This window comes from Reyranella sp., assembly GCF_017305915.1.
Lineage (GTDB): Bacteria > Pseudomonadota > Alphaproteobacteria > Reyranellales > Reyranellaceae > Reyranella.
In genome coordinates, this window is record NZ_JAFKJN010000015.1 from 1 (window position 1) to 21,887 (window position 21,887).

Consider the following 21,887-nt stretch of genomic DNA (forward strand, 5'->3'; position numbering starts at 1 on the left):
GCGATTGCCCTCCGCACCGCCATCCCGCGGCCAACGGCGCACGGCCAAAACCAGCTTCCGACAGACGCCTTCGGCACGCCTGCTCAACCTCCGCATACCGCTCTCGCGCCGCCTGCCAATCTACCTCTCGGTGAGAAATGCAGGCTAGCTGCCGGCTCGCTCCACACGACACGTCGTGCTGGCGGTCGCTTCGTGTGTCTTGCGAATATGCTTGGAGGGCTCCTGCCTGTACTGCTTGTTGCCCGAAGAGACGTCGCGCCACGCGATCACGTGACAGTTCGTTCCCGTGATCCGGATGGAGCCGTGCAGTTCCTTTGCGACGTCTTCGCGGTCAACAATCCGATCGTCGTCACTATACCATTCGGTATGGATGCGCGCTTTGGCGTCGATCGTGAGCGTGTCGGCCGCGAACGTCGTCGTCGTCGTGTAGCTCACCGATACGCGATAGCGAAAAATCCCCCGAGCCGTGCATGTCACTTGATCCGATACCTCCGCGCCGGGCGACGCGACGAAGGAGAAATTCTGCAGCTGTCCCCGAAACCGACAATTTCCCGAGTCCTCCATAGGAAGAGTGATGAATTCCTGCTGTGGAAAGACCAGCAGTCTCGCGCTGCCAGCGGAGTTGGTGGAAGCGTCGTCGGAAAAGCTCAGGCTTGCGAGCTGAATGGCGGCAAGGGAATTGAGCGGTCCCCAGTCAACCGCTTCGCGTTTCACAACCTGCGGGCCTTGGCGTTCGGCCGGCTGCGTTGAAGCTGTTGACGGTGTCGTTCCATCGCCGCTTGCCACACAGCCGGAGACGACGATGCCGAGGAGCGGCCAGAAATAGGAGCGCATCGGGATCACCTACAGAATACTTGACCGTTGATGGGGACGCAGGTCGTGTGTGTGTCTTTCACGCCGCTCTTGGCCCCACCTGCCCGTGCCATGAGCCGATCGTTGTAGGCAGAGAGCTTGCCTGCCAGATCTCCCGAGCCGGCGGCGTCTGCCGCCTGCTTGCCGCGAAGGTAGAACTGGCTCGCCTTCGCCGAGTCTCCCTTCTGCTCCCAGATATATCCCTGAACAAGCATGCGCTCCGCATCTGCAATTTGGGCGTTGCGCTCGTTGGCTCGTTTGGCTTCTTCGTCCCAGGCTGCGACAGCGGCGTCGTTGAAGAGCTCGGCGGCGAGATCGAATCGGCCAGCCTGCATGGCAGAGATCGCTTGGCGATTCAGGTCGCGGCTCCTGGCGTCGGCTTTCGCCCGGTCAACGTCGTGGACAACCGGCCCGTTCGCATCAGGTGCGGAAATCCGCGATCCCAGCATGCTCGCGATCGAGAGGAGGGCAGCCAGGCCCTCCAATCCCGCAGCGGCGGCCCCGACGCCGGCAGCCGCGCCGCTGCCGCCACCACCACCACCACCGTAGGAGCCGCTCGGCAGCGACCGGGCGGCGCCGTCCGGCACGCAGCGCCACGACATGCCCGCGCCGTCATTCTCCGCGCCGACATGGCGGCCCGCGCCGCAGTAGGAATCGGCCGCCGCCGGGCCGGCGGCTCCCGCCAGCACGAGGGCGAACAGACCGGCGCCGGCGCCCTTCGCTGCCAAGCCGATAGCCAACCGTCGCCGGTCGACGAACATCGCTGTTGTTCGTCGTGTCATCTGATCTCCCCCGAGATTCCCTTGGACGCATCCTACGGAGATCGCAGCCGCCACACATTACCCAATTGGGTAATGTGCTCTGTCGGCTGCGGCGGCACAGTAGCGCTTCACCTCTGTGGGGCAGGGAGCGCATATGGCTGGCAAGCGGTTCTGGGCGTGGGCATCGGGCGTCGCGCTCGTGGTTGTGTCGTTCGCGGCGTCCGCTCAGGACAAGCTGCCCGTGCCGCCCGGCGGCGACCCTGCGCTGGCCTGCGGGCAGAAGCCCGACGGGCGATCCTACTGGCTGGAATACGGCTTCTGCGATCAGCCCATGAAGGGGCCGGCCGTGGCCAAGGGATTGATCCTCCTGAACCACGGCGTGAATCGCGATCTTCCGCAATACCAGTTTCCGGTGCCGCCGGTGGTCGCGCGGCTGGTGCGCGACGGCTGGGATGTCGTCAAGCTCAACCGCAACAATCTCTACGAGAGCTGCCGCAATTCCTCCGGCACTCTTCTGAACTGCTGGACCGCCGGCACCAAGCATGTCGACGAGCTGATCGCGCGAGCCCAGCAGGCGAAAGCGCAGGGCTACCAGCGTCTGATCGCCGCCGGCCAATCGTTCGGCGGGGCGATCGCGGTCGAGGCCAATGCGCGCGCCCCCGGACTCTTCCATGGCGTGCTGGCCACCGCGCCGGGCCACGGGTCGGATGCCCCGACCGGTGGCAGCAGCAGCACGAGCGGGACCTACCCCGTGCTCGACAAGCAGATCCTCGACACACTGGCGGCGCAGAAGAATGGCCGCATTGTCCTGGCGTTCCCGCCCAACGACAAATACCACCCCAATCGCGATGGCGACCCGATCTGGCCCAAGGCGCGACAGGTGCTGCAAGGCACGGGCCGGCCATTCGTGCTGTTCGGCGAGGGCTTGCCGGTCAACGGCCATGGCGCGGGGACGACGCCGCAGTTCGACGCCTGGTTCGGCGATTGCATCAGGAATTTCATGGATCCGGCTCAGGCGCCGGCAGGCGAGGTGCGTTGCCCGCCGCCGGCCAGCCTGCCGACGTTCCTGCTGCCCGCTGGCTTGATGGTGCCGCCGCCGGGCGGCGGCCCGGCGCGCTTCCTCGGCCGCTGGCAGGGCAAGCTGGATCAGATCAACCAGCAGGCGCTCATCGTCGTCGACCAGGTGAATGGCGACACTGCGAGCTACATCTACGCCTTGGACGCCGGCCCGAACCGCGAGTTCAACATGGTCTCGATACGATATGCGGCCAGAATCGAGGGTGATCGTCTGAAGCCGCAAAATAGCGCGCCGCCCCTCAACGAGATCGCCTTGCAGGGCCAAAGCCTATCGCTGAAGCGCTCGCTGGCCGACGGACGTGTCCTCACCGGCACCCTGACGCGCCAGCCCTGACCAGCTTGCTGAATCAGGACCTGCTGCCTCGGTGGCGAGGATCGTGCGGCTCGGCTTACCAGCGGCGCTTACCCAATTGGGTAATGTGCGGCCGCTGCGGTCCCCGTAGAATGCGCTGAGGGGGATTGCGAGCGGGGGAGATCAAATGACGCGACGTGCCATAGCGGCCCTCATCGACCGACGACGGCAGGCCATCGGGCTGGCAATGAAGGGGGCCGGAGCCGGTGTGGTCGCCATCCTGCTGGCAGGAGCCGCAGGCCCGGCGGCGGCGGATCCCTACTGCGGCGGGGGCCGGCATGTCGGGTCGGAGAACGACGGCGCAGGCCTCTCGTGGAAATGCGTGCCGAACGGCACGCCGAGCGCGCGGTCCACCTACTCCGGCAATCCCGTGCAGAACCAGCGCATTGCCGCCGGCATGGCGCTGGGCGCCGCGGGCCTCGATCTGGTGAGCGCGCTGGTCGGCATCCTCGGCAGCAGGTCCGGCCCGAGCCAGGCCGAGATCGAGGCGCAGGAACGTCAAAGGCAATGGGATGCTGAATACGCGGCCAGGAAAGCGCAGACCAAGGCGGAGGCCGAGGTTTACGCGGCAGACGGCCGCAGTTACGCGCAGGCCGGCAACTACGGCACGGCGTTCGACTACTTCAAGCGCGCTTACGAGCGCTCCGGCGACTACGAATATCTGAAAGACATGAAGGCCATGGATGCACTGCTGCATCTGCAGGAGGCGCTGGCCTTGACGGCGGAGAAGCAGACGGCGGCGGCCTACACCGAGTTCTTCAAGGCCAAGGCATTGGCCACGGAAGCCTACCGTCCGGACATCGCCGACCGCATCGAGGCCTATCGGGTGAAGCTGTTTGCCGGCCTGGCAGACCAGCGGAAGACGGCTCCCGGTGCGGCCAAGCCCACGACCAAATGCGTATCCGTCAATGGAGACTTCGTCTGTGACTGAGAGTGTCATCGCGCGCACGGCCGCCCTGTTCCTGCTGTTGATGGCCGTGGCCTGCACGCCCGACGGCCAGCCGGTGGCAACCACGGCGCCTTCGGCACCCAGCGAACCGTTCGATCTCTCCAGCCTCAACGGCAAGGCGATCAAGATCGATGGTACAGCGGAGAACAGCTATCCCGGCAGTTCCGACAAGGGCTCGACCTACGCGGCCAGCGAGTATCTCGTGGTGATCGGCAACACCGTGATCTCGCCCAGTCTGAGGGGCAACGGTTGCGTCACGAAGCAGGGGCCGAGCAAGTGGTCCATCCTCTTTGTCCCGAACCGACCCCAAAGCAGCGCCAGGATCCCGTGCACGGGATCTCGCAGAGTCTTCGACGACGGCCGCGTCGTGGAGTCCGCGCCCGGGGATGTCGTCTACTCCAGCAGCATGAGCGTTCAGGGCAACGTCCTGGAGATGTCGGGCGAGCTCGAGGCGCACATATCCTTGTCGGACTCGCTCACGGGTCCACGCCGCGTGGATACAACTTACCGCAAGCGCCTGAAGATCCGCATTGCCGGCGACAAGTGCCAGGTCCTGGATTTCGCGGAAACCACCGACATCCGCAACAATGATCGTTACGCGCTCCACCCTTCGGAAAGGTTAAGCCTGCGGGCAACGGGCTGCGCGATCGTGGAGCGGGACGTGAACAGGCTGCTTTCCGATCCGTCGTGAGGGCCCATCCATCACGGGGTTCGTCCGTGATCGACGGCCCCGACGGCAAGATGATCAGGATCGACGTCGAATGAATGGGAGCGCGACGGCCTTCCTCCGCCGCGCTCGATCATAGCCAATGCCACATTACCCAATTGGGTGATGCAACTTGATTCGCCGATCTCGGCGGTCATATGCTCGACCTTGGAGGCGGGGGCATCCTAGGCGATCATGGGCGGGGGCAAGATCGACCGGGCACGACTGAAGCGCGCGAACGCCAGGTTGGGCGACGCGGCGATTGATTCTGCGGTCTGGCCCGAGATCATGGAAGAGATTAGCGCCGCAGCGGGCGGCGTCGGTGCAGCGCTACTGCAAAGCGACGCGCGGACGTCCGATGTCCCGCGCACGCCGGGCGTCGATGACTATTTCCGCAAGAGCTACTTCGCCGATGGCTGGCACAAGCGCGACGTGCGCGCCGATCGCGGCGTCCCTTTGCTGCTGCGGGGCCAGACGGCGATCATCGATCAGGACCTGGTCACGCCGGAGGAGATGAAATCCCTCGGCCTCTACGCCGAATCGCTCCTGCCCTTCGGGTTGGGTTGGTTCGTCGCGATCGGGTTCCAGTCCGGGCCGGCCCATTGGGGCCTCTCGATTCAGCGGGCCTGGCGCGACGGCCCCTATGAAGAGCACGACAGGCGCGTCATCGGCCGGCTTTCGCGCCGGCTCAGCGAAGCGGCGACGCTCTCGCAGGCGGTGGGTCGCGTGGCATTGGCGGGCATGACCAATGCACTCCAGCTCGTCCATCAGCCCGCGCTGGCGCTCGACCGGCGGGGCTTCGTGCTGCATCTCAATCCGGCGGCCGAACGGCTGTTCGATGGCGAGATACGTCTGTGCAACCACAGACTCGTCGTGCGCGACAAGCAGGCAAGTGCTGCGCTGGCTGCGTTCGTCGACCGCATGCGACTCATTCCCGACACGGCGACCTTGCCCTGCGCGCCCATCGTCGTGCAGCGGTCGGGCAAGCGGCCGGTGATCGTGCGCGTGCTGCCGGTGGACGGCGCAGCGCGCACGCCCTTCCTGGGCGCGCGTGCGCTGCTCGTGCTGAGCGACCTCGAGACCGAGCCTGTGCCGGACTCGGCGCTGATGGCGCGGGCCTTCGGCCTGTCGCCGGCAGAATCGCGGATCGCCACGCTGGTCGCCGGCGGGCTGTCGCCGCGACAGGCAGCGGACGAACTCGGCATCGTCTACGAGACCGCACGCGCCCATCTCAAGGCGGTGTTCGACAAGACCGGCACGCACCGGCAGAGCGAGCTGGTGGCGCTGCTGCTGCGGCTCTCGCACAAGATGCGGCCGCGCCGCGGGGTCTGAGGACGGTCATGGGCGGGGACAGGATCGACCGGGCACGACTGAAGCGCGCGAACGCCAGGTTGAGCGACGCGGCAGTCGATCCTGCGATTTGGCCCGAGATCATGGAAGAGATCAGCGCCGCGGCGGGGGCCACCGGCGCGGTGCTGCTGCAAAGCGACGTGCGGACGTCCGATGTCCCGCGCACGTCGGGCCTCGATGACTTTTTGCGCAAGAACTACTTCGCGGAGGGTTGGCACCAGCGCGACGTGCGGGCGGACCGCGGCGTTCCCCTGCTGCTGCGCGGCCAGACGGCGATCATCGACCAGGACCTGGTCACGCCCGAGGAGATGAAATCCCTCGGCCTCTATGCCGAACTGATGATCCCGAAGGGGCTGGGCTGGTTCTCGGCCATTGGCTTCTGGTCCGGCCCCTCCTTGTGGGGCCTCTCGATTCAGCGGGCCTGGCGGGACGGTCCGTACGAGCAGGAAGACAAGCGCATCTTCGGCCGGCTTTCGCGGCGGCTCAGCGAGGCGGCGACGCTCTCGCAGGCGGTGGGTCGGGTGGCATTGGCGGGCATGACCAATGCGCTCGAGCTCGTCCATCAGCCCGCGCTGGCGCTCGACCGGCGGGGCTTCGTGCTGGATTTCAATCCGGGGGCCGCACGGCTGTTCGACAACGAGATGCGTCTTTGCAACCACAGGCTCGTCGTGCGCGACAAGCAGGCGAGCGCTGCGCTTGCCGGCCTGGTCGATCGCATGCGCCTCACGCCCGACACGTCGACCTTGCCTTGCGCCTCCATCGTCGTGCAGCGATCGGGCCGGCGGCCGGTGATCGTGCGCGTGCTGCCGGTGGATGGCGCGGCGCGGACGCCCTTCCTGGGGGCGCGGACGTTGCTCGTGCTGACCGACCTGGAGGCCGAACCCGTGCCGGAGTCGGCGCTGATGGCGCGGGCGTTCGGCCTGTCGCCGGCGGAATCGCGGATCGCCACGCTGGTCGCCGGCGGGCTGTCGCCGAGGCAGGCGGCGGATGAGCTCGGCATCGTCTACGAGACCGCGCGAGCCCATCTCAAGGCGGTGTTCGACAAGACCGGCGCGCACCGGCAAAGCGAGCTGGTGGCTCTGCTGCTGCGCCTGTCGCAGAAGACGCGACCGCGCCGGGGCGGTTCATGAATTGAGCGTGCCCAGAGGCCCATGCCTGTGGAAATCCTCGCGCTGGCGCGGTCATTGTGGGCGATGGACGGGGTTCCGACCCCATGGTTTTCGGGCATTCTTTTGTCGTTCCAATGCCCAGGATAGGTGGGGGGAGCTGGTCTGCGCTCCTGCGGACTCGCGGGCTTTGCGCGGACTCTGCGCTAGACCAGTCCCTTCCAGCTCTCGATCCAGGCCAGCGCCTCCTCGTCGGGCAGCGGCTGGGAGGAGGCATCGACCTCGAGCCGCTCGCCGAGCCTCTTCGCCCGGCACAGCGCGAACACGCGGTCGAGCTGCTTGCCGCCGCCGCAGAAGGTGTCCTGGTAGGTCATGTCGCCGAGCGCGACCACGCCGTAGCGATGGCCGGAGAGGTCGGGCCGCCCGCGCTCCAGCGCCTCGGCGAGCGGCAGGATGTTGGTCGGGATGTCGCCCGAACCGTGGGTGGCGCAGACCACGAGGAAGACCTCGTGCGATTGCAGGTCGGCGACGGTTGCCGCCTTGTCTGTGACGTCGACCTTGTGGCCGGCCGCGACCAGCACCGGCTTCAGCGCGTCGGCCACCATCTGGGCGTTGCCCGATTCGGTGCCGACCAGGATCAGGATCCTCGCCATCCGCATCGGACATACGAAACCGCCGTCCGCCCTGCGACGCGGCCGGATAGCGCAGGCCCGGTGCGGCGTGCCAGTCTGCCGGCATGGAGGAAACACCGGTCCTGTCGGCCGTCGCGGAGGGCGTGCTCACCCTGACGCTCAACCGCCCGCAGCGCCTGAACGCCATGAACAACGCCCTGATCGAGGCGATGAACCGCGAGCTCGCGCGCGCGCAGGACGATCCGGCGATCCGCGCCGTGCTGCTGACCGGCACCGGCCGCGGCTTCTGCGCCGGCGCCGATCTCGCCGGCGGCGGCACCGTCGATGCCAAGGCCGCGACACCGCCCGATCTCGGCGCCAACATGGACCGCATCTTCAATCCCATGATCCGCGCCATGCGGGCGCTGCCCAAGCCGATCGTCGGCGCGATCAACGGCGTGGCGGCCGGCGGCGGCGCCAACTTCGCGCTGGCCTGCGACGTCATCCTGGCCGCGCGTTCGGCCCGTTTCGACCAGGCCTTCGTGCGCATCTCGCTGATCCCCGACCTCGGCGGCACCTGGTTCCTGCCGCACCTGGTGGGCGATGCGCGCGCCCGGGCGCTCGCCATGCTCGGCAGCTCGCTCAGCGCAGAGGAGGCGGAGCGCATGGGCATGATCTGGCAGGTGGTCGACGACGCCGCGCTGATGGATGAGGCGACGAAGCTCGCCCGTCGGCTCGCCTCGGGGCCGACGCTCTCCTATGCCGCGATCAAGCAGGCGATCGACGCGGCCGCCACCAACACGCTCGACCGGCAGCTCGACCTCGAGCGCGACAGCCAGCGCATGCTGGGCAAGAGCGCGGATGCCCGCGAGGGCGTTGCGGCGTTCCGCGCCAAGCGGCCGGCGCAATTCAAGGGACAGTGAGACGATGACCTACAGCCAGATCTCCCTCGACAAGCAGGACGGGCTCGCGACCTTGACCCTCCGCCAGCCGGAGAAGCTGAACGCGGTCTCGCGCAAGATGATCGCCGAGATCAAGTCGGCGTGGGAGGACATCGCCGCCGACGCCTCGGTGCGCGCCGTTCTGCTGACCGGCGAGGGCCGCGGCTTCTGCGCCGGCGCCGATCTCGCCGATCCCGAACGCGCCAACGACGCCGATTCGGGCGCGGCGCTCGACAAGTTCTTCAATCCGGTCATCCGCACGATGCGCGGGCTGCCCAAGCCGATCGTGGCGGCGGTGAACGGCGTGGCGGCCGGCGTCGGCATGAGCTTCGCGCTCGCCTCGGACATCGCGATCGCGGCGAAGTCCGCCTCGTTCCTGCAGGCCTTTGCGCGCATCGGCCTGCTGCCCGACGGCGGCAGCACCTGGTTCCTGCCGCGGCTGGTCGGCGAGCAGCGGGCCCGCGCGCTCGCCCTGCTGGCGCCGCAGATCAAGGCCGAGCAGGCCAAGGACTGGGGCCTGATCTGGGACGTCGTCGAGGATGCCGAGCTGATGCCCAAGGCGACCGAGCTGGCGCGGCGCCTCGCCGACGGCCCGACGCTGTCGCTCGCCCGCATCAAGGAGGCGATGAACCGCGCCAACGGCAACGACCTCGCGGCACAGCTCGACCTCGAGCGCGACTTCCAGCGCGAGCTCGGCCGCAGCGAGGATTTCCGCGAGGGCGTCCAGGCGTTCCTCGGCAAGCGCAAGGCCAACTTCAAGGGCAAATAGGGGAAACGACGATGACGACGCCGCCAGGCATGACGCCAAACAGGGAGATCACCTCGGGCCTCAAGTTCCCGGAGGGCCCGATCGCGATGCCCGACGGCTCGGTGATCCTGGTCGAGATCGCGCGCGAGACGCTGACCCGCGTCATGCCCGACGGCAAGCAGCACATCATCGCCAAGCTGGGCGGCGGCCCCAACGGCGCGGCGATGGGCCCGAACGGCAAGATCTATGTCTGCAATAACGGCGGCTTCAACTGGATCGAGCGGCCCGACGGTCGCCTGTTCCCCGGCACGCAGCCCGCGAACTACAAAGGCGGCTCGATCCAGGTGGTCGATCCCGAGACCGGGAAGTTCGAGACGATGTACGACTCGTGCAACGGTCGGAAGCTCAACGGGCCGAACGACATCGTGTTCGACAAGGACGGTGGCTTCTGGTTCACCGACCTCGGCAAGACGCGCGAGCACGACAGCGATCGTGGCGCCGTCTACTACGCCAAGGCCGACGGCTCGAAGATCGAGCAGAAGGTGTTCCCGCTCGAGCGACCCAACGGCTGCGGCCTGTCGCCCGACGAGAAGACGCTCTACGTCGTCGAGACGCCGACCGCGCGCTGCTGGGCCTTCGAGCTCTCCGCACCGGGCGTGATCAAGGACGCCAACGGCCCCTATCGCGGCGAGAAGGGCCGCGTGATCGCCGGTCTCGGCGGCTACCAGATGTTCGATTCGCTGGCCGTCGATTCGGCCGGCCACATCTGCGTCGCCACCCTGATCACCGGCGCGGTGTCCGATATCTCGCCCGACGGCCAGTCGGTGACGCAGTACAAGCTGCCCGACCCGATGGTCACCAACGTCTGCTTCGGCGGCAAGGACTTGCGTACCGCGTTCGCGACCCTGTCGATGACCGGCAAGCTGGTCAGCTTCGAATGGCCGCGTCCCGGACTGAAGCTGAACTACCTCAACAAGTAGATCTGTCCCTGGGATGCAGATCACCCAGGACCGCAGCGGCATCGCTCTCGCCCTTTCGGGCGGGGGCTATCGGGCGGCCCTGTTCCACACCGGTGCATTGATCCGGCTGAACGAGCTCGGGCTCCTGAAGCAGGTGACGCGTATCGGGAGGCTCCCTCCCGGCAGCCTATCTGGGGCTCGTCTGGTCCCGCCTGACCTGGTCGGATGGGGTCGCCGCCAATTTCCGCGAGGTCTTCGTCGACCCGATCCTCGCCTTCTCCCGCGTGACCGTGGACCGGGTCTGCGCAACGATGGGCTTCGTGACGCAGGGCTGGCTCGTCTCCAGCACGATGGCCCGGTACTACGACCGTGCGCTGTTCCATGGCGCGACGCTGCAGGACCTGCCGGCGGATGACGTGGGGCCGCGCATCATCCTGTGCTCGGCCAATCTCACCACGGGGTCGCTGTGGCGATTCTCGCGACCCTACATGGCGGACTGGCGCGTCGGCCGCATCGACAATCCGGCGCTCTCGCTGGCGCGTGCTGCCGCGGCGTCGTCGGGCTTTCCGCCGTTCCTGTCGCCGACACGTCTCGATCTCACCCAGTACGATCTGAAGCCCTGGCCCGCCCCGGAGGACGAGGCCGTCGTGCCGCCACCCTTGCCGGACTACGTGCGCAAGCGCGCCGTCCTCACCGACGGCGGCGTCTACGACAATCATGGCCTCGAACCTCTCGACGGCTGGCCGACCGTGCTGGTCAGCGACGGCGGAGCTCCCCATGCCATGGCGGGCTCCAGCTATTGGAACTGGTACCTGCAGCTTAACCGCGTGCTGGGTATCACCGACAACCAGGTCCGCTCGCTGCGTCGGCGAGACCTGATCGGGCGCTACGGCGCAAAGGAGCTGAAGGGCACGTACTGGTCGATCGCGACCAATCCCGGGATCTACGCCCAGCAGGGTGGGCTCGACTGCCCCTTGGCGACCGTGATGCAGCTGGCCGCCGTGCCGACGCGGCTCGCGGACTACGGCGACCCGGTGAGGAACGCCCTGGTCAACTGGGGTTACGCCATCTCCGACAAGTCGATCCGCCGCTGGTATCGCAGCGACCTGCCGCCGGCATCTGCCTGGCCGCAGCCCTCCAGCTTCTAGGCTAGATCCGCGCCGCCGCGCGCACGTCGCGGCTGGCGACGACCTTGCCGGTCGAGTAGGCGGCGTGGTTGGCGTCGACCTCGCCGAGCTTGTAGCGGTAGTTCACCATCATGCCGTAGGACTGCTTGAGGCCGTTGCCGCTGGTGTCGCCGAGCCAGTTCAGCCGCTCGACGATGGCGCCGTTGCCGAGATGGAAGTGGGCGACGCGATCCAATGCACGGCCGCGCGCGTCGGTGCCGGTGAGGTAGCGCGCCGCCATGCGGGTCAGGATCGGGCGCAGCGCCTTGTCGATCGCCGGCACCTCCCACCATACCGGGCGGTCGAGTAGCTGGCGCACCGCGGCGGCGCCTGTGGCCTTGTCGGTCACCGGCACCAGCGAGGCGATCTCGCCCTGGGTGAGCGCTTCGTCGCCCTCGGTCTTCAGCCGCTCGTCGATGTGGCGGCGCAGGCCCGGAATCGGCGACAGGGTGGCGAAGTCGCGGATGTTGGGCAGGTCGCGCGCCAGCTGCTCGGCCACCCGCTTGATCAGGAAGTTGCCGAAGCTGATGCCGGCCAGCCCCTGCTGGCAGTTGGAGATCGAGTAGAAGATCGCCGTGTTGGCGTGCTTGGCATCGCTGGTCTCCGCCTTGGCGTCGAGCAGGCGCTGCACGTTGCCCGCCATGCCGTCGACCAGTGCCACCTCGACGAAGATCAGCGGCTCGTCCGGCATGCGCGGATGGAAGAAGGCGAAGCAGCGCCGGTCCGAATCCAGCCGGTTCTTGAGGTCGCGCCACGAGCGGATGGCATGCACCGCCTCGTAGGCGACCAGCTTCTCGAGCAGCGCCGCCGAGGCGCGCCAGTCGATCCGCACCAGGTCGAGGAAGCCGACATCGAACCAGGCGCCGAGCAGGGGCCGCAGGTCGTCGCTCAGGGTGCGCGCGGCAGCATCGGTTTTTCCGAGCGTCAGCAGCTCGGCACGCAGGTCGACCACGAACTTCACGCCCTGCGGCACGCCGACGAACTCGCGCAGCAGCCGGATCGCCGGCGGCTCGAGCCAGCGCGCCAGCTCCCGCGGCGGCGCCTTGGTCGTGCGCCAGCGCTCGACCTCGGCCATCGCCGCCTCGCGCGACAGCCCGTACTCGTTGGCCAGCGTCAGCAGGAACTTCCGGCGGCCGGCCGGCGACAGCGAGAGGTAGGCCTGCCCCAGCTCGGCGGCGCGGGCGCGTCGTGCGGTCTCGCCGCCCTTGCCTTCGAGGCAGGCGTCGATGCGGTTCCGGAGCCGCGGGATGTCGTCGTCGGGCAGGTCGGGACGCAAGGGCGCACCGACCGCCTCGCGGGCGCCGCGCGCGGTCTCGATGAAGGCGGTGCGCAGCCGCTCGATGGTGCGGCCGGCAGTGTTGGAGAAGGGGAGAGCCATGACGCCGATTATGTCATGGCGCTCATGGCACTGCAGTGGCGACTATTTCCAGTGCGGCGGCCGGGTTTTCTGCACGATGTCGAGCGCTGCCATTCGCGCCATCCATGCAGCGAGTCGCGGCGGGATCAGGTCGGCCGGCAGTGCCTGCGGATTGCGCACGGCCACGCGTTCCAGCAAGGCGGCCATCGGATAAAGCGTGAAGTCGGCTGCCGACATCGGGCCGGCGAGGAAATCGCCGGTGAGGGCGGATTCCCAGCTCGCGATCTCCTTGTGCATCGCCGCGGGATCGGCCGGCTTCTTCTCCATCACCGCTTCGAGCAGGTGCTCCATCGCTTCGGCGAAGTAGTTGTCGGCCTCGCGGACCAGGCGGCGCTGGGTCGCGCGCTCCTTGATGTCGGCGGAGAACAGGCGCGGCTCGGGCTGCTTGTCCTCGAAGTACTCGAGGATCGCTGCCGATTCGTAGAGCGCGAAGCCGTCATCGACGATCGCCGGCACCTTCTGTCGTGGGTTGATCGATCGGAAGGCGGGCTTCTCGAGATCGCCGGCGTCGAACGACAGCAGCTTCCAGTCGAAGGCGATGCCCTTGTGCGTCAGCGCCAGCCAGACGCGCCAAGCATAAGGGGATCCGGAGGCATAGTAGAAATCAAGGGTCATCACTTCTGCTCCAGGGTTCGCCACAGGTACCAGCTCGCGACGGTACGATAGGGGCGCCACGTCTCGCCATGCTTCTCCAGCGCCTGAGGCGAGGGCAGGGCGCGTTTGCCGAACGCCTTCGCATAGGCCTTACGCAGGCTGTAGTCGTCGAGCGGCAGCACGTCCGGCCGGCCGAGTCGGAACATCAGGAACATCTCCGCGCTCCAGCGGCCGATGCCGCGCACGGTGACCAGCCGCTCGATCAGCGCGGCGTCGTCGAGGGCGTGCGCCTCGTCGAGGGTCGGCAGCTCCTTGCCGTGGACGCGGCGGGCGAGGTCCTGTACGGCCAGCACCTTGGCGCGCGACAGGCCGCAGCCGCGCAAAGCGTCGTCGGTCGCCTTCAGGATATGACTTGGCGTGAAGCCGTCCTTGGCGCGCGGGAACAGCGCCTCGACGCGGCCGTAGATCGTGGCCGCCGCCTTGTTCGAGAGCTGCTGGTAGACGATCGCCTCGGCGAGCGCGCCGAACAGGCTGCGCGAAGTCTTGAGCTCCATCGCGAACGGGCCGACCGCGGCGATCACCGCGGCCAGCGCCGGATCGGCGGCCTTCAGATGACGGACCGCCTTCCTCGGGTCGAAGCCGAACTCAGCCACGACGCTGGTCGAGGCCCGCGAACAGGGGACCGGCGCCGAGCGCGGCCGCGCCCTCGATCTCCAGGATGCGCCGCTTGGTGGCGACGCCGCCGTTGGCCGAGAAGCCACCCATCTTGCCGTCGGCACCCAGCACGCGATGGCAGGGCATCAGGATGGCGATCGGGTTCTTGCCCATCGCCTGGCCGACCTCGCGCGCTTCGTGCGGCTCGCCGAGGCGCTTGGCGATCTCGCCGTAGGTCATGGTCCGGCCGGGCGGGATGGTGCGCGCGATTGCATAGGCGCGCTTGTGGAAATCCGGCGAGTCGCCGAAGTCGAGCGGCGCGTCGCTGAGATCGACCTTCTCGCCGGCGAGCAGCCGCAGCACGCGGTCGATCGTCGCCTGCATCGCAGCGGGTGGCGGCGCCTGTTCCTCGGCGCCGGGCCAACGCCGCGTGATGCGGGAGCGGGTGGCGTCGGCGCTCGCCTCGGGCAGCCGCAAGCCCACGATCTTGTCGCCGATCCAGACCAGACTGCAGGTGCCGATCGGCGTGTCGAACAGACTGAACGAGGTGCTCATGTCGATACCTTGTCATCAAACTGGCACTGACACCCCCTATGTTGGGAGGATTGTTGTAATTTGGAGTCCCAGGATTGGTCTATCCGCGGGCTGAGAACAATTTGCGGCTCAAGCAGGCCGTTCGTCGCCACCGGGCGCTGAGCCGGGAAGGGCTCCTGGAGGGGCTGTTCGAACGGCTGTTCCGCGGCCTGGTCTACACCCAGATCTGGGAAGACCCGGAGGTCGATCTCCAGGCGCTGGCGCTGCAACCCGACAGCCATATCGTGGCGATCGCCTCGGGCGGTTGCAACGTCCTGTCCTATCTCACTGGCGATCCGGCGCGCATCACCGCCGTCGATCTCAGCCGCGCCCATGTCGCGCTCAACCGGCTGAAGCTGGTGTCGGCCAGCCGCCTGCCGTCCTGGGCGACCTTCTACCGCTTCTTCGGCGCCGCCGACGACGAGGCCAATGTCGAAGCCTACGACCGGCTGATCGCGCCGCATCTCGATTCGCAGAGCCGCCTCTACTGGGAGGGCCGCAGCATCCAGCAGCTCGGCCGCCGGCGCATCTCGATCTTCGCCCGCAACGCCTATGCCCATGGCGTGCTGGGCTCGTTCATCGGCCTGACCCATGCGATCTGCCGCGCCTACGGCGTCGACCTCAAGGAGCTCTTGAGCGCCCGCACGCTCGAGGAGCAGCGCGCGTTCTTCGAGACCACCCTGGCTCCCTTGTTCGACAAGCGCGCCGTGCGCTGGGCCACCGCCAACCGGCTGTCGCTCTACGGCCTCGGCATCCCGCCGGCGCAATACGAGGCGCTGGCCGGCGACGGCGACATGCGCCATGTCCTGCGCCAGCGGCTGGAGCGGCTGGCCTGCGGCTTCAGCCTCGACGACAACTACTTCGCCTGGCAGGCGTTCGGCCGCTCCTATGCCGAGAACGCCTCGGGTCCGCTGCCGCCCTACCTGCGGCGCGAGCACTTCGACTCCCTGCGTGCGCGCGTCGACCGGGTCGAGGTGCTGAACCGCTCGGTGACCGAGTATCTCGCAAACTGCGCCGACGGCTCGCGCGACCGCTACGTCCTGCTCGACGCCCAGGACTGGATGACCGATGCCCAGCTCAATGCGCTGTGGCGCGAGATCACCCGCACCGCGCGGCCGGGCGCGCGCGTGATCTTCCGCACCGCCGCCGAGCCGTCGCTGCTGCCGGGCCGGGTCGCGCCGGAGATCCTCGATCGCTGGCACTACGAGGCCGAGCAGTCGCAGGCGCTGGGCTCGCGCGACCGCTCGGCGATCTACGGCGGCTTCCACCTCTACGTCTTCGGAGGCTGAGAGATGACGGACTTCGCTGCGTCGGACGAGCTGATGGATCGCCTCTATCGTCGCCAGCGTCATGTCTACGATGCCACCCGAAAATACTATCTGCTCGGTCGCGACCGGCTGATCCGCCGCCTCGACCCGCCGGCCGGCAGCCGCGTCCTGGAGGTCGGCTGCGGCACCGCCCGCAACCTGATCGTCGCCGCCCGCACCTATCGCGACGTTCATTTCTTCGGCATCGACGTCTCCTCGGAGATGCTCGGGACCGCGCGCCGCCTGGTCGAGCGCGAGGGCCTGGGGGCCGACATCCGCCTCGCTCGCGCCGACGCCACCTCGTTCGACCCGGCACTGCTGTTCGGCGTGCCGGGTTTCTCGCGCATCTTCATCTCCTACAGCCTGTCGATGATCCCGGGCTGGCAGGCGGTGCTGGCGCGCTCGCTCACCTGGCTGGCGCCGGGCGGCGAGCTGCATGTCGTCGATTTCGGCGCCCAGGAGCGCCTGCCGGGCTGGTTCCGCCAGGCCTTGCGCGAATGGCTGCGGATGTTTCACGTCACACCGCGTGACGATTTGGAGGCCGAGCTGACCCTGCTCGGCCTGCACACCGGCGCGCTCACGATCTTCGAGCGGCCGTTCAGGGGCTACGCGCAATACGCCATCTGCCGCCGTCTCGCTGGTTGATCGCTCGGGCCGGCGGCCCATTGGCAGCGTCGGCGGCCGGTGGTACGCCGGACGATACCGTTGGTTCCGCCGGAGTTCCCCGAGATGACCGAAGCCTTCATTTGCGACGCCATCCGCACCCCTGTCGGCCGCTACAACGGCGGCCTGTCGGCCGTCCGCGTCGATGACCTTGCCGCCCATCCGATCAAGGCGCTGATGACGCGCAACGGCGGCGTCGATTGGGGCGCGGTCGACGACGTGATCTATGGCTGCGTCAACCAGGCCGGCGAGGACAACCGCAACGTCGCGCGCATGGCGGGCCTGCTGGCCGGCCTGCCGGTCGAGGTCGCGGGCGCCACGGTCAACCGCCTGTGCGGTTCCGGCCTCGAAGCGGCAGGCCACGCCGCCCGCGCCGTGAAGCTCGGCGAGGCCGACATGATCATCGCCGGCGGCGTCGAGGGCATGACCCGCTCGCCCTACGTCATGGGCAAGCCCGAGGGGCCGTTCGACCGCGGCATGAAGCTCGAGGACACCGTGCTGGGCTGGCGCTTCGTCAACCCCAAGATGAAGGCCGTCTACGGCGTCGACCCGATGGGCCAGACTGCCGAGAACGTCGCGACCGAGCACCAGATCAGCCGCACCGACCAGGACGCCTTCGCCTATCGCAGCCAGCGCCGCTGCAAGGCCGCCCAGGACAAGGGCTTCTTCGACAAGGAGATCGTCGCGGTCACGGTCAAGACCCGCAAGGCCGAGACCGTCATCGACAAGGACGAGCATCCGCGCGGCGACACCACGATGGAGGCGCTCTCCAAGCTGGCCGCCGCATTCCGCGAAGGCGGCTCGGTGACCGCGGGCAACTCCTCGGGCATCAACGACGGCGCCTGCGCCATGATCATCGCCTCGGAAGCCGCCGCGAAGGCCAATGGCCTCACCCCGCGCGCGCGCATCCTCGGCACCGTTTCGGCCGGCGTGCCGCCGCGCGTGATGGGCATCGGCCCGGTGCCGGCGACCCAGAAGCTGCTCGCCAAGCTCGGCATGACGGTCAAGGACTTCGACACCATCGAGCTCAACGAGGCCTTCGCCGCCCAGGCGCTCGCGGTGCTGCGCCAGCTCGGCCTCGCCGACGACGCCGAGAACGTGAACCCCAACGGCGGCGCGATCGCGCTGGGCCATCCGCTGGGCGCCTCGGGCGGCCGGCTGATGATCACCGCCCTCAACCAGCTCGAGGCGACCGGCGGCAAGCGCGCCTTCTGCACCATGTGCATCGGTGTCGGCCAGGGCATCGCGCTGGCGCTCGAGCGCGTCTGATGCGGCTGCTGCTGATCGCCGCCGTCGCTCTCTTGGCCTCGGCAGCGCAGGCGCAGGTCGAACCGCAGTTCGCCAGGGAACTCACCAGCAACGCGCCCGGCTCGGGCGACCAGCTTCTGCCGCGCTATGCCGGCTCCTTCATCCTCGCCCAGACGAAGAAGGACTTCGACGAGCTCAGCCTGCCGCTCGGGCCCGCGACCGGCTCGTCCTACCAGACCGATCCTGACAAGAAGCTGCGCTACACCAAGGCGCAGACCGTCGAGGGCCGGCTGACCCGCACCGTCTACGTCATTCCCGAGGGCCGCTCGACGCTCGAGGTCGTGCGCAACTACACCAACGAGCTGGAGGGGAAGGGCGCCAAGACGCTGTTCCAATGCAGCAAGACCGAGTGCGGCGAGGACTTCCACAAGCTGCACGGCGTGCCGCGCGCGCTGAAGCCCGAGGGCAGCGCCTACAGCCGCGCCCGCCGCGACCTCACCGGCAACGTGCTGGAGTACGTCGATCCCGCCGCCGACCAGCGGCTATGGGTCGGCCAGTTCGCGGCAGCCAACGGCGGCGAGGTCTATGTCTCGCTCTATGCCGCGACCCAGACCGGCGGCTCGATGGGCAACGTCTCGTCGGCGCTCAAGGGCCGCGTGCTGGCGATGCTCGACGTGCTCGAGACCAAGGCGATGCAGCAGAACCTGGCCTTCGTGTCGGCCGAGCAGATCGGCGGCGCGCTGGGCAAGGACGGCCGGGTGGCGCTCTACGGCATCCTGTTCGACTTCGACAAGGCCGACATCAAGCCGGAGTCCGACAAGCAGCTCGCCGAGATGGCGAACCTGCTGAAGTCGAGCGCCGGGCTGAAGGTCTTCATCGTCGGCCACACCGACAACAAGGGCACGCTCGTTTACAACACCGACCTGTCGCAACGCCGCGCCGACGCCGTCGCCAAGGCGCTGGCGACCCGCTTCGGCATCGCCGCCGACCGGTTGGTGTCAAAGGGCGTCGGCCCGCTCAGCCCGCTCGCCCCCAACGACACCGAGGACGGACAGGCCAAGAACCGGCGGGTCGAGCTGGTTCGACAGTAACCCCTCAGGATGACGGAGTGAGCTTGACGCCCGCCTGGCGCATCTCGTGGAGCATCTTGGCGCGGCTGCCGTCGAGGTCGATGGCGGCTGTGGCATCGACGGCGACCGTGACGTCGAAGCCGGCCCGCTTGGCATCGAGCGCCGACCAGGCGACGCAGAAGTCGAGCGCCAGCCCGCACAGCACGACCTTGGTGATGCCGCGCGCCTTGAGGTAGCCGTCGAGGCCGGTGCGCGTCATGCGGTCGTTCTCCCGGAATGCCGAGTAGGAATCGACGCCGCGATGGAAGCCCTTGCGCACGATCATCTCGGCCTTGGTCGCTTCGAGATCGGGATGGAACCCGGCGCCCCTGGTGCCCTGCACGCAATGCGTCGGCCACATCGTCTGCGGCCCGTACGGGAAGTCGCGCATGCTGAACGGCTCGGCGCCGTCCCACGACGAGGCGAACGAGGCGTGCCCCGGCGGATGCCAGTCCTGGGTCAGCACGACATGGTCGGCCTGGGCGATGAGCTGGTTGACCCGCGGCACGATCGCGTTGCCGCCGGGCACCGCCAGCGCGCCGCCCTCGCAGAAGTCGTTCTGCATGTCGACGACGATCAGGGCTTCGTTGGGCATGGCGGAATGTCCCCTCGGGCCTGCTCGGCCTCGAAGCCGGCGATCCAGGACTCGAGCGACCGGCTTTCGATGGCGCTGCGCAGGCCGCGCATGACGTCCTGATAGTACTGGAGATTGTGCCAGGTCAGCAGCATGGCGCCGAGGATCTCCTCGGCGCGGATCAGGTGATGGAGATAGGCGCGGCTGTGGTTGCGGCAGGCCGGGCAGCTGCACTTTTCGTCGATCGGCCGCGGATCGTCGCGATGGCGGGCGTTGCGCAGGTTGAGCTCGCCGCGGCGGGTGAAGGCCTGCGCGGTGCGGCCGGCGCGGGTCGGCATCACGCAGTCGAACATGTCGATGCCGCGCTTCACCGCGCCGACGATGTCGGCCGGCCGGCCGACGCCCATCAGGTAGCGCGGCCGGTCGGCGGGAAGCTGCGGCAGCGTCGTGTCGAGGGTCTGGAACATCATCGCCTGGCCTTCGCCGACCGCGAGCCCGCCGATCGCATAGCCGTCGAAGCCGATGTCGGTCAGGCGCTTGCAGCTCTCGGCCCGCAGCGCCGGATAGACGCTGCCCTGCACGATGCCGAACAGGCCGTAGCCCGGCCGGTCCTTGAAGGCGCGGCGGCCGCGCTCGGCCCACACCATCGAGAGCCGCATCGACTCGGCGGCGGCGGGCTCCTCGACCGGCCAGGTCGTGCATTCGTCGAACGACATGGTGATGTTGGCATCGAGCAGATGCTGGATCTCGATCGAGCGCTCGGGCGTCAGGCGGTGCTGGCTGCCGTCGACCGGCGAACGGAAGGTGACGCCGTCCTTGTCGAGCTTGCGCAGCTCCTTGAGCGACATCACCTGGAAGCCGCCTGAATCGGTCAGGATCGGCTTGGGCCAGTTCATGAACTTGTGCAGGCCGCCCAGCGCCGCGACCCGTTCGGCGCCGGGCCGCAGCATCAGGTGGAAGGTGTTGCCCAGCACGATCTCGGCGCCGGTCTCGGCGACCGACTGCGGCAGCATCGCCTTGACCGTGCCCGCCGTGCCGACCGGCATGAAGGCCGGCGTCTCGACCGTGCCGTGCGCGGTCGTGAGCCGGCCGCGGCGGGCTGTTCCGTCGGTGCCGAGAAGGTCGAAGCCCAGGCTCATCGATACACAAGCCTCATCGCTGCAACAGACAACAATCGCCGTAGGAATAGAAGCGGTATCGCTCCGCCACGGCATGGGCGTAGGCCGCCTTCATGCGGGCCAGCCCGGCGAAGGCCGAAACCAGCATGAACAAAGTCGAGCGCGGCAGGTGGAAGTTGGTCAGCAGGACGTCGACCGCGCGGAACCGGAAGCCCGGCGTGATGAAGATGTCGGTCTCGCCGGTCCAGGCGCGCACCGGTCCGTCGCGAGCAACGCTCTCCAGCAGGCGCAGCGCCGTCGTGCCGATGCTGACCACGCGCCTGGCCGAGGCGATGGCGTCGGCGGTGGCCTGCGGGACCTCGCCCCATTCGGAGTGCATGACGTGCTGGTCGGTGTCGTCGACCCGCACCGGCTGGAAGGTGCCCGCGCCGACATGCAGCGTGACGCTGGCGGTGAGGACGCCGGCGGCGTCGAGGGCAGCCATCAGCTCGGGTGTGAAATGCAGGCCGGCAGTGGGTGCCGCGACCGAGCCGTCGATCCTGGCGAACAGTGTCTGGTAGTCGGCGCGGTCGCGGGCGTCGGCGATGCCGTCACGGATATAGGGTGGCAGCGGCACGGCGCCGGCCGTCTCGATCGCAGCCATCAGCTCGGCGCCGCTGCGGTCGAAGGCAATGTCGATCGAGCCGTCGGCGTGCTTGGCGGCGACCCGGCCGGCGAGGGCATCGAAGGTGAGGGCGTCGCCGATCCTGAGGCGCTTGCCCGGCTTCGCGAAGGCGAGCCAGCGGTCGGCCGCCTGTCGGCGGATCAGCAGCGCCTCGACCTTGCCGCCGCTCGCCCGCGTGCCGAGCAGGCGGGCCGGGATCACGCGGGTGTCGTTGAACACCAGCAGGTCGCCCGCCTGAAGCAGGCCGGGCAGGTCGCGCACCGTGCGGTCGTGCAGGCCGTCCGGCGCGACGTCGAGCAGGCGCGCCGAATCGCGCGGGGCCGCAGGCCGCTGGGCGATCAGGTCCTGAGGGAGGTCGAAGTCGAAGAGGTCGACGCGCATTCAGGCG

General features: G+C 68.3%; 23 protein-coding genes and 1 pseudogene. 13 read left to right on the forward strand and 11 right to left on the reverse strand.

What is annotated here, in order from left to right; genetic code table 11:
• Positions 1 to 144: 144 nt before the first annotated feature.
• Both J0J01_RS13420 and J0J01_RS13425 read right to left on the reverse strand, forming a co-directional pair.
• Positions 145 to 834 carry a hypothetical protein gene (locus J0J01_RS13420; RefSeq protein WP_296381344.1) on the reverse strand — a complete coding sequence of 230 codons (690 nt, stop codon included), beginning with the start codon at positions 832 to 834 and terminating at the stop codon, positions 145 to 147.
• Positions 835 to 839: 5 nt separating this feature from the next.
• A complete protein-coding gene (locus J0J01_RS13425) occupies positions 840 to 1,634 on the reverse strand; it encodes a hypothetical protein (RefSeq protein WP_296381346.1) in 795 nt (264 codons plus the stop codon).
• Between the two features lie 133 nt (positions 1,635 to 1,767).
• Here J0J01_RS13425 and J0J01_RS13430 point away from each other — a divergent pair, with 133 nt between their 5' ends.
• The 3 genes from J0J01_RS13430 (at position 1,768) to J0J01_RS13440 (ending at position 4,682) form a co-directional block, all read left to right on the forward strand.
• Entirely contained in the window at positions 1,768 to 3,024 is a 1,257-nt protein-coding gene (locus J0J01_RS13430) for a hypothetical protein (RefSeq protein ID WP_296381348.1), read from the forward strand.
• Positions 3,025 to 3,169: 145 nt separating this feature from the next.
• Positions 3,170 to 3,973 (forward strand): hypothetical protein, encoded by an 804-nt coding sequence (locus J0J01_RS13435; protein ID WP_296381349.1) that lies wholly within the window; start codon positions 3,170 to 3,172, stop codon positions 3,971 to 3,973.
• The gene (locus tag J0J01_RS13440; protein ID WP_296381350.1) at positions 3,966 to 4,682 is read left to right on the forward strand and encodes a hypothetical protein; all 717 of its coding nucleotides are present in this window, start codon (positions 3,966 to 3,968) and stop codon (positions 4,680 to 4,682) included. The genes J0J01_RS13435 and J0J01_RS13440 overlap by 8 nt, the downstream gene beginning before the upstream one ends.
• Positions 4,683 to 4,693: 11 nt before the next feature.
• Here J0J01_RS13440 and J0J01_RS13445 read toward each other — a convergent pair whose 3' ends face one another.
• On the reverse strand, positions 4,694 to 4,855 hold the full coding sequence (locus J0J01_RS13445) for a hypothetical protein (RefSeq protein WP_296381352.1): 162 nt from the start codon (positions 4,853 to 4,855) through the stop codon (positions 4,694 to 4,696).
• A gap of 37 nt (positions 4,856 to 4,892) precedes the next feature.
• Between J0J01_RS13445 and J0J01_RS13450 the strand changes: the two genes are divergently transcribed.
• Together J0J01_RS13450 and J0J01_RS13455 are read left to right on the forward strand one after the other, a co-directional pair.
• A complete protein-coding gene (locus J0J01_RS13450; protein ID WP_296381354.1) occupies positions 4,893 to 6,029 on the forward strand; it encodes a helix-turn-helix transcriptional regulator in 1,137 nt (378 codons plus the stop codon).
• Positions 6,030 to 6,037: 8 nt separating this feature from the next.
• Positions 6,038 to 7,177, forward strand: a complete 1,140-nt coding sequence (locus J0J01_RS13455; RefSeq protein WP_296381356.1) for a helix-turn-helix transcriptional regulator — start codon at positions 6,038 to 6,040, stop codon at positions 7,175 to 7,177.
• Between the two features lie 182 nt (positions 7,178 to 7,359).
• On the opposite strand, the gene J0J01_RS13460 is transcribed toward J0J01_RS13455, so the two are convergent.
• The gene (locus tag J0J01_RS13460; RefSeq protein ID WP_296381358.1) at positions 7,360 to 7,806 is read right to left on the reverse strand and encodes a flavodoxin domain-containing protein; all 447 of its coding nucleotides are present in this window, start codon (positions 7,804 to 7,806) and stop codon (positions 7,360 to 7,362) included.
• An 83-nt stretch (positions 7,807 to 7,889) separates the two neighbouring features.
• Between J0J01_RS13460 and J0J01_RS13465 the strand changes: the two genes are divergently transcribed.
• From J0J01_RS13465 to J0J01_RS13480, 4 genes and pseudogenes are all read left to right on the forward strand, one after another.
• Positions 7,890 to 8,687 carry an enoyl-CoA hydratase-related protein gene (locus J0J01_RS13465; RefSeq protein ID WP_296381359.1) on the forward strand — a complete coding sequence of 266 codons (798 nt, stop codon included), beginning with the start codon at positions 7,890 to 7,892 and terminating at the stop codon, positions 8,685 to 8,687.
• A gap of 4 nt (positions 8,688 to 8,691) precedes the next feature.
• Positions 8,692 to 9,474, forward strand: coding sequence for an enoyl-CoA hydratase-related protein (locus J0J01_RS13470; RefSeq protein ID WP_296381360.1), 783 nt, complete (start codon positions 8,692 to 8,694; stop codon positions 9,472 to 9,474).
• Positions 9,475 to 9,503: 29 nt separating this feature from the next.
• A complete protein-coding gene (locus J0J01_RS13475; protein WP_296381735.1) occupies positions 9,504 to 10,433 on the forward strand; it encodes an SMP-30/gluconolactonase/LRE family protein in 930 nt (309 codons plus the stop codon).
• Positions 10,434 to 10,585: 152 nt separating this feature from the next.
• Positions 10,586 to 11,560: pseudogene (locus J0J01_RS13480) on the forward strand (patatin-like phospholipase family protein); the annotation flags it as partial.
• 1 nt (position 11,561) lies between these two features.
• Here J0J01_RS13480 and J0J01_RS13485 read toward each other — a convergent pair.
• From J0J01_RS13485 to J0J01_RS13500, 4 genes are read right to left on the reverse strand one after another with little or no spacing between them, the layout of a single operon-like run.
• Complete coding sequence (locus tag J0J01_RS13485; protein WP_296381361.1) at positions 11,562 to 12,956, reverse strand: malonyl-CoA decarboxylase family protein; 1,395 nt, start codon at positions 12,954 to 12,956, stop codon at positions 11,562 to 11,564.
• 42 nt (positions 12,957 to 12,998) lie between these two features.
• Entirely contained in the window at positions 12,999 to 13,610 is a 612-nt protein-coding gene (locus J0J01_RS13490) for a glutathione S-transferase family protein (RefSeq protein WP_296381362.1), read from the reverse strand.
• On the reverse strand, positions 13,610 to 14,242 hold the full coding sequence (locus J0J01_RS13495; RefSeq protein WP_296381363.1) for a DNA-3-methyladenine glycosylase: 633 nt from the start codon (positions 14,240 to 14,242) through the stop codon (positions 13,610 to 13,612). Before J0J01_RS13495 ends, J0J01_RS13490 begins: the two co-directional genes overlap by 1 nt.
• Positions 14,235 to 14,798 (reverse strand): methylated-DNA--[protein]-cysteine S-methyltransferase, encoded by a 564-nt coding sequence (locus J0J01_RS13500; RefSeq protein WP_296381364.1) that lies wholly within the window; start codon positions 14,796 to 14,798, stop codon positions 14,235 to 14,237. Before J0J01_RS13500 ends, J0J01_RS13495 begins: the two co-directional genes overlap by 8 nt.
• 101 nt (positions 14,799 to 14,899) lie before the next feature.
• Here J0J01_RS13500 and J0J01_RS13505 point away from each other — a divergent pair, with 101 nt between their 5' ends.
• The 4 genes from J0J01_RS13505 (at position 14,900) to J0J01_RS13520 (ending at position 19,125) form a co-directional block, all read left to right on the forward strand.
• On the forward strand, positions 14,900 to 16,105 hold the full coding sequence (locus J0J01_RS13505; protein ID WP_296381365.1) for a DUF3419 family protein: 1,206 nt from the start codon (positions 14,900 to 14,902) through the stop codon (positions 16,103 to 16,105).
• Positions 16,106 to 16,108: 3 nt separating this feature from the next.
• Complete coding sequence (locus tag J0J01_RS13510) at positions 16,109 to 16,768, forward strand: class I SAM-dependent methyltransferase (protein WP_296381366.1); 660 nt, start codon at positions 16,109 to 16,111, stop codon at positions 16,766 to 16,768.
• A gap of 84 nt (positions 16,769 to 16,852) precedes the next feature.
• Entirely contained in the window at positions 16,853 to 18,055 is a 1,203-nt protein-coding gene (pcaF, locus tag J0J01_RS13515; RefSeq protein WP_296381367.1) for a 3-oxoadipyl-CoA thiolase, read from the forward strand.
• Positions 18,055 to 19,125 (forward strand): DUF4892 domain-containing protein, encoded by a 1,071-nt coding sequence (locus tag J0J01_RS13520; RefSeq protein WP_296381369.1) that lies wholly within the window; start codon positions 18,055 to 18,057, stop codon positions 19,123 to 19,125. The genes pcaF and J0J01_RS13520 overlap by 1 nt, the downstream gene beginning before the upstream one ends.
• 4 nt (positions 19,126 to 19,129) lie before the next feature.
• Here the strand turns inward: J0J01_RS13520 and pncA are convergent, their stop codons facing one another.
• Genes pncA through queA form a run of 3 tightly spaced genes read right to left on the reverse strand, consistent with a single transcriptional unit; the run spans position 19,130 to position 21,880 of the window.
• Complete coding sequence (pncA, locus tag J0J01_RS13525; protein WP_296381370.1) at positions 19,130 to 19,738, reverse strand: bifunctional nicotinamidase/pyrazinamidase; 609 nt, start codon at positions 19,736 to 19,738, stop codon at positions 19,130 to 19,132.
• On the reverse strand, positions 19,720 to 20,856 hold the full coding sequence (gene tgt / locus J0J01_RS13530) for a tRNA guanosine(34) transglycosylase Tgt (RefSeq protein ID WP_296381372.1): 1,137 nt from the start codon (positions 20,854 to 20,856) through the stop codon (positions 19,720 to 19,722). The genes pncA and tgt overlap by 19 nt, the downstream gene beginning before the upstream one ends.
• Before the next feature lie 13 nt (positions 20,857 to 20,869).
• Entirely contained in the window at positions 20,870 to 21,880 is a 1,011-nt protein-coding gene (gene queA / locus J0J01_RS13535) for a tRNA preQ1(34) S-adenosylmethionine ribosyltransferase-isomerase QueA (protein ID WP_296381374.1), read from the reverse strand.
• Positions 21,881 to 21,887 lie beyond the last annotated feature (7 nt).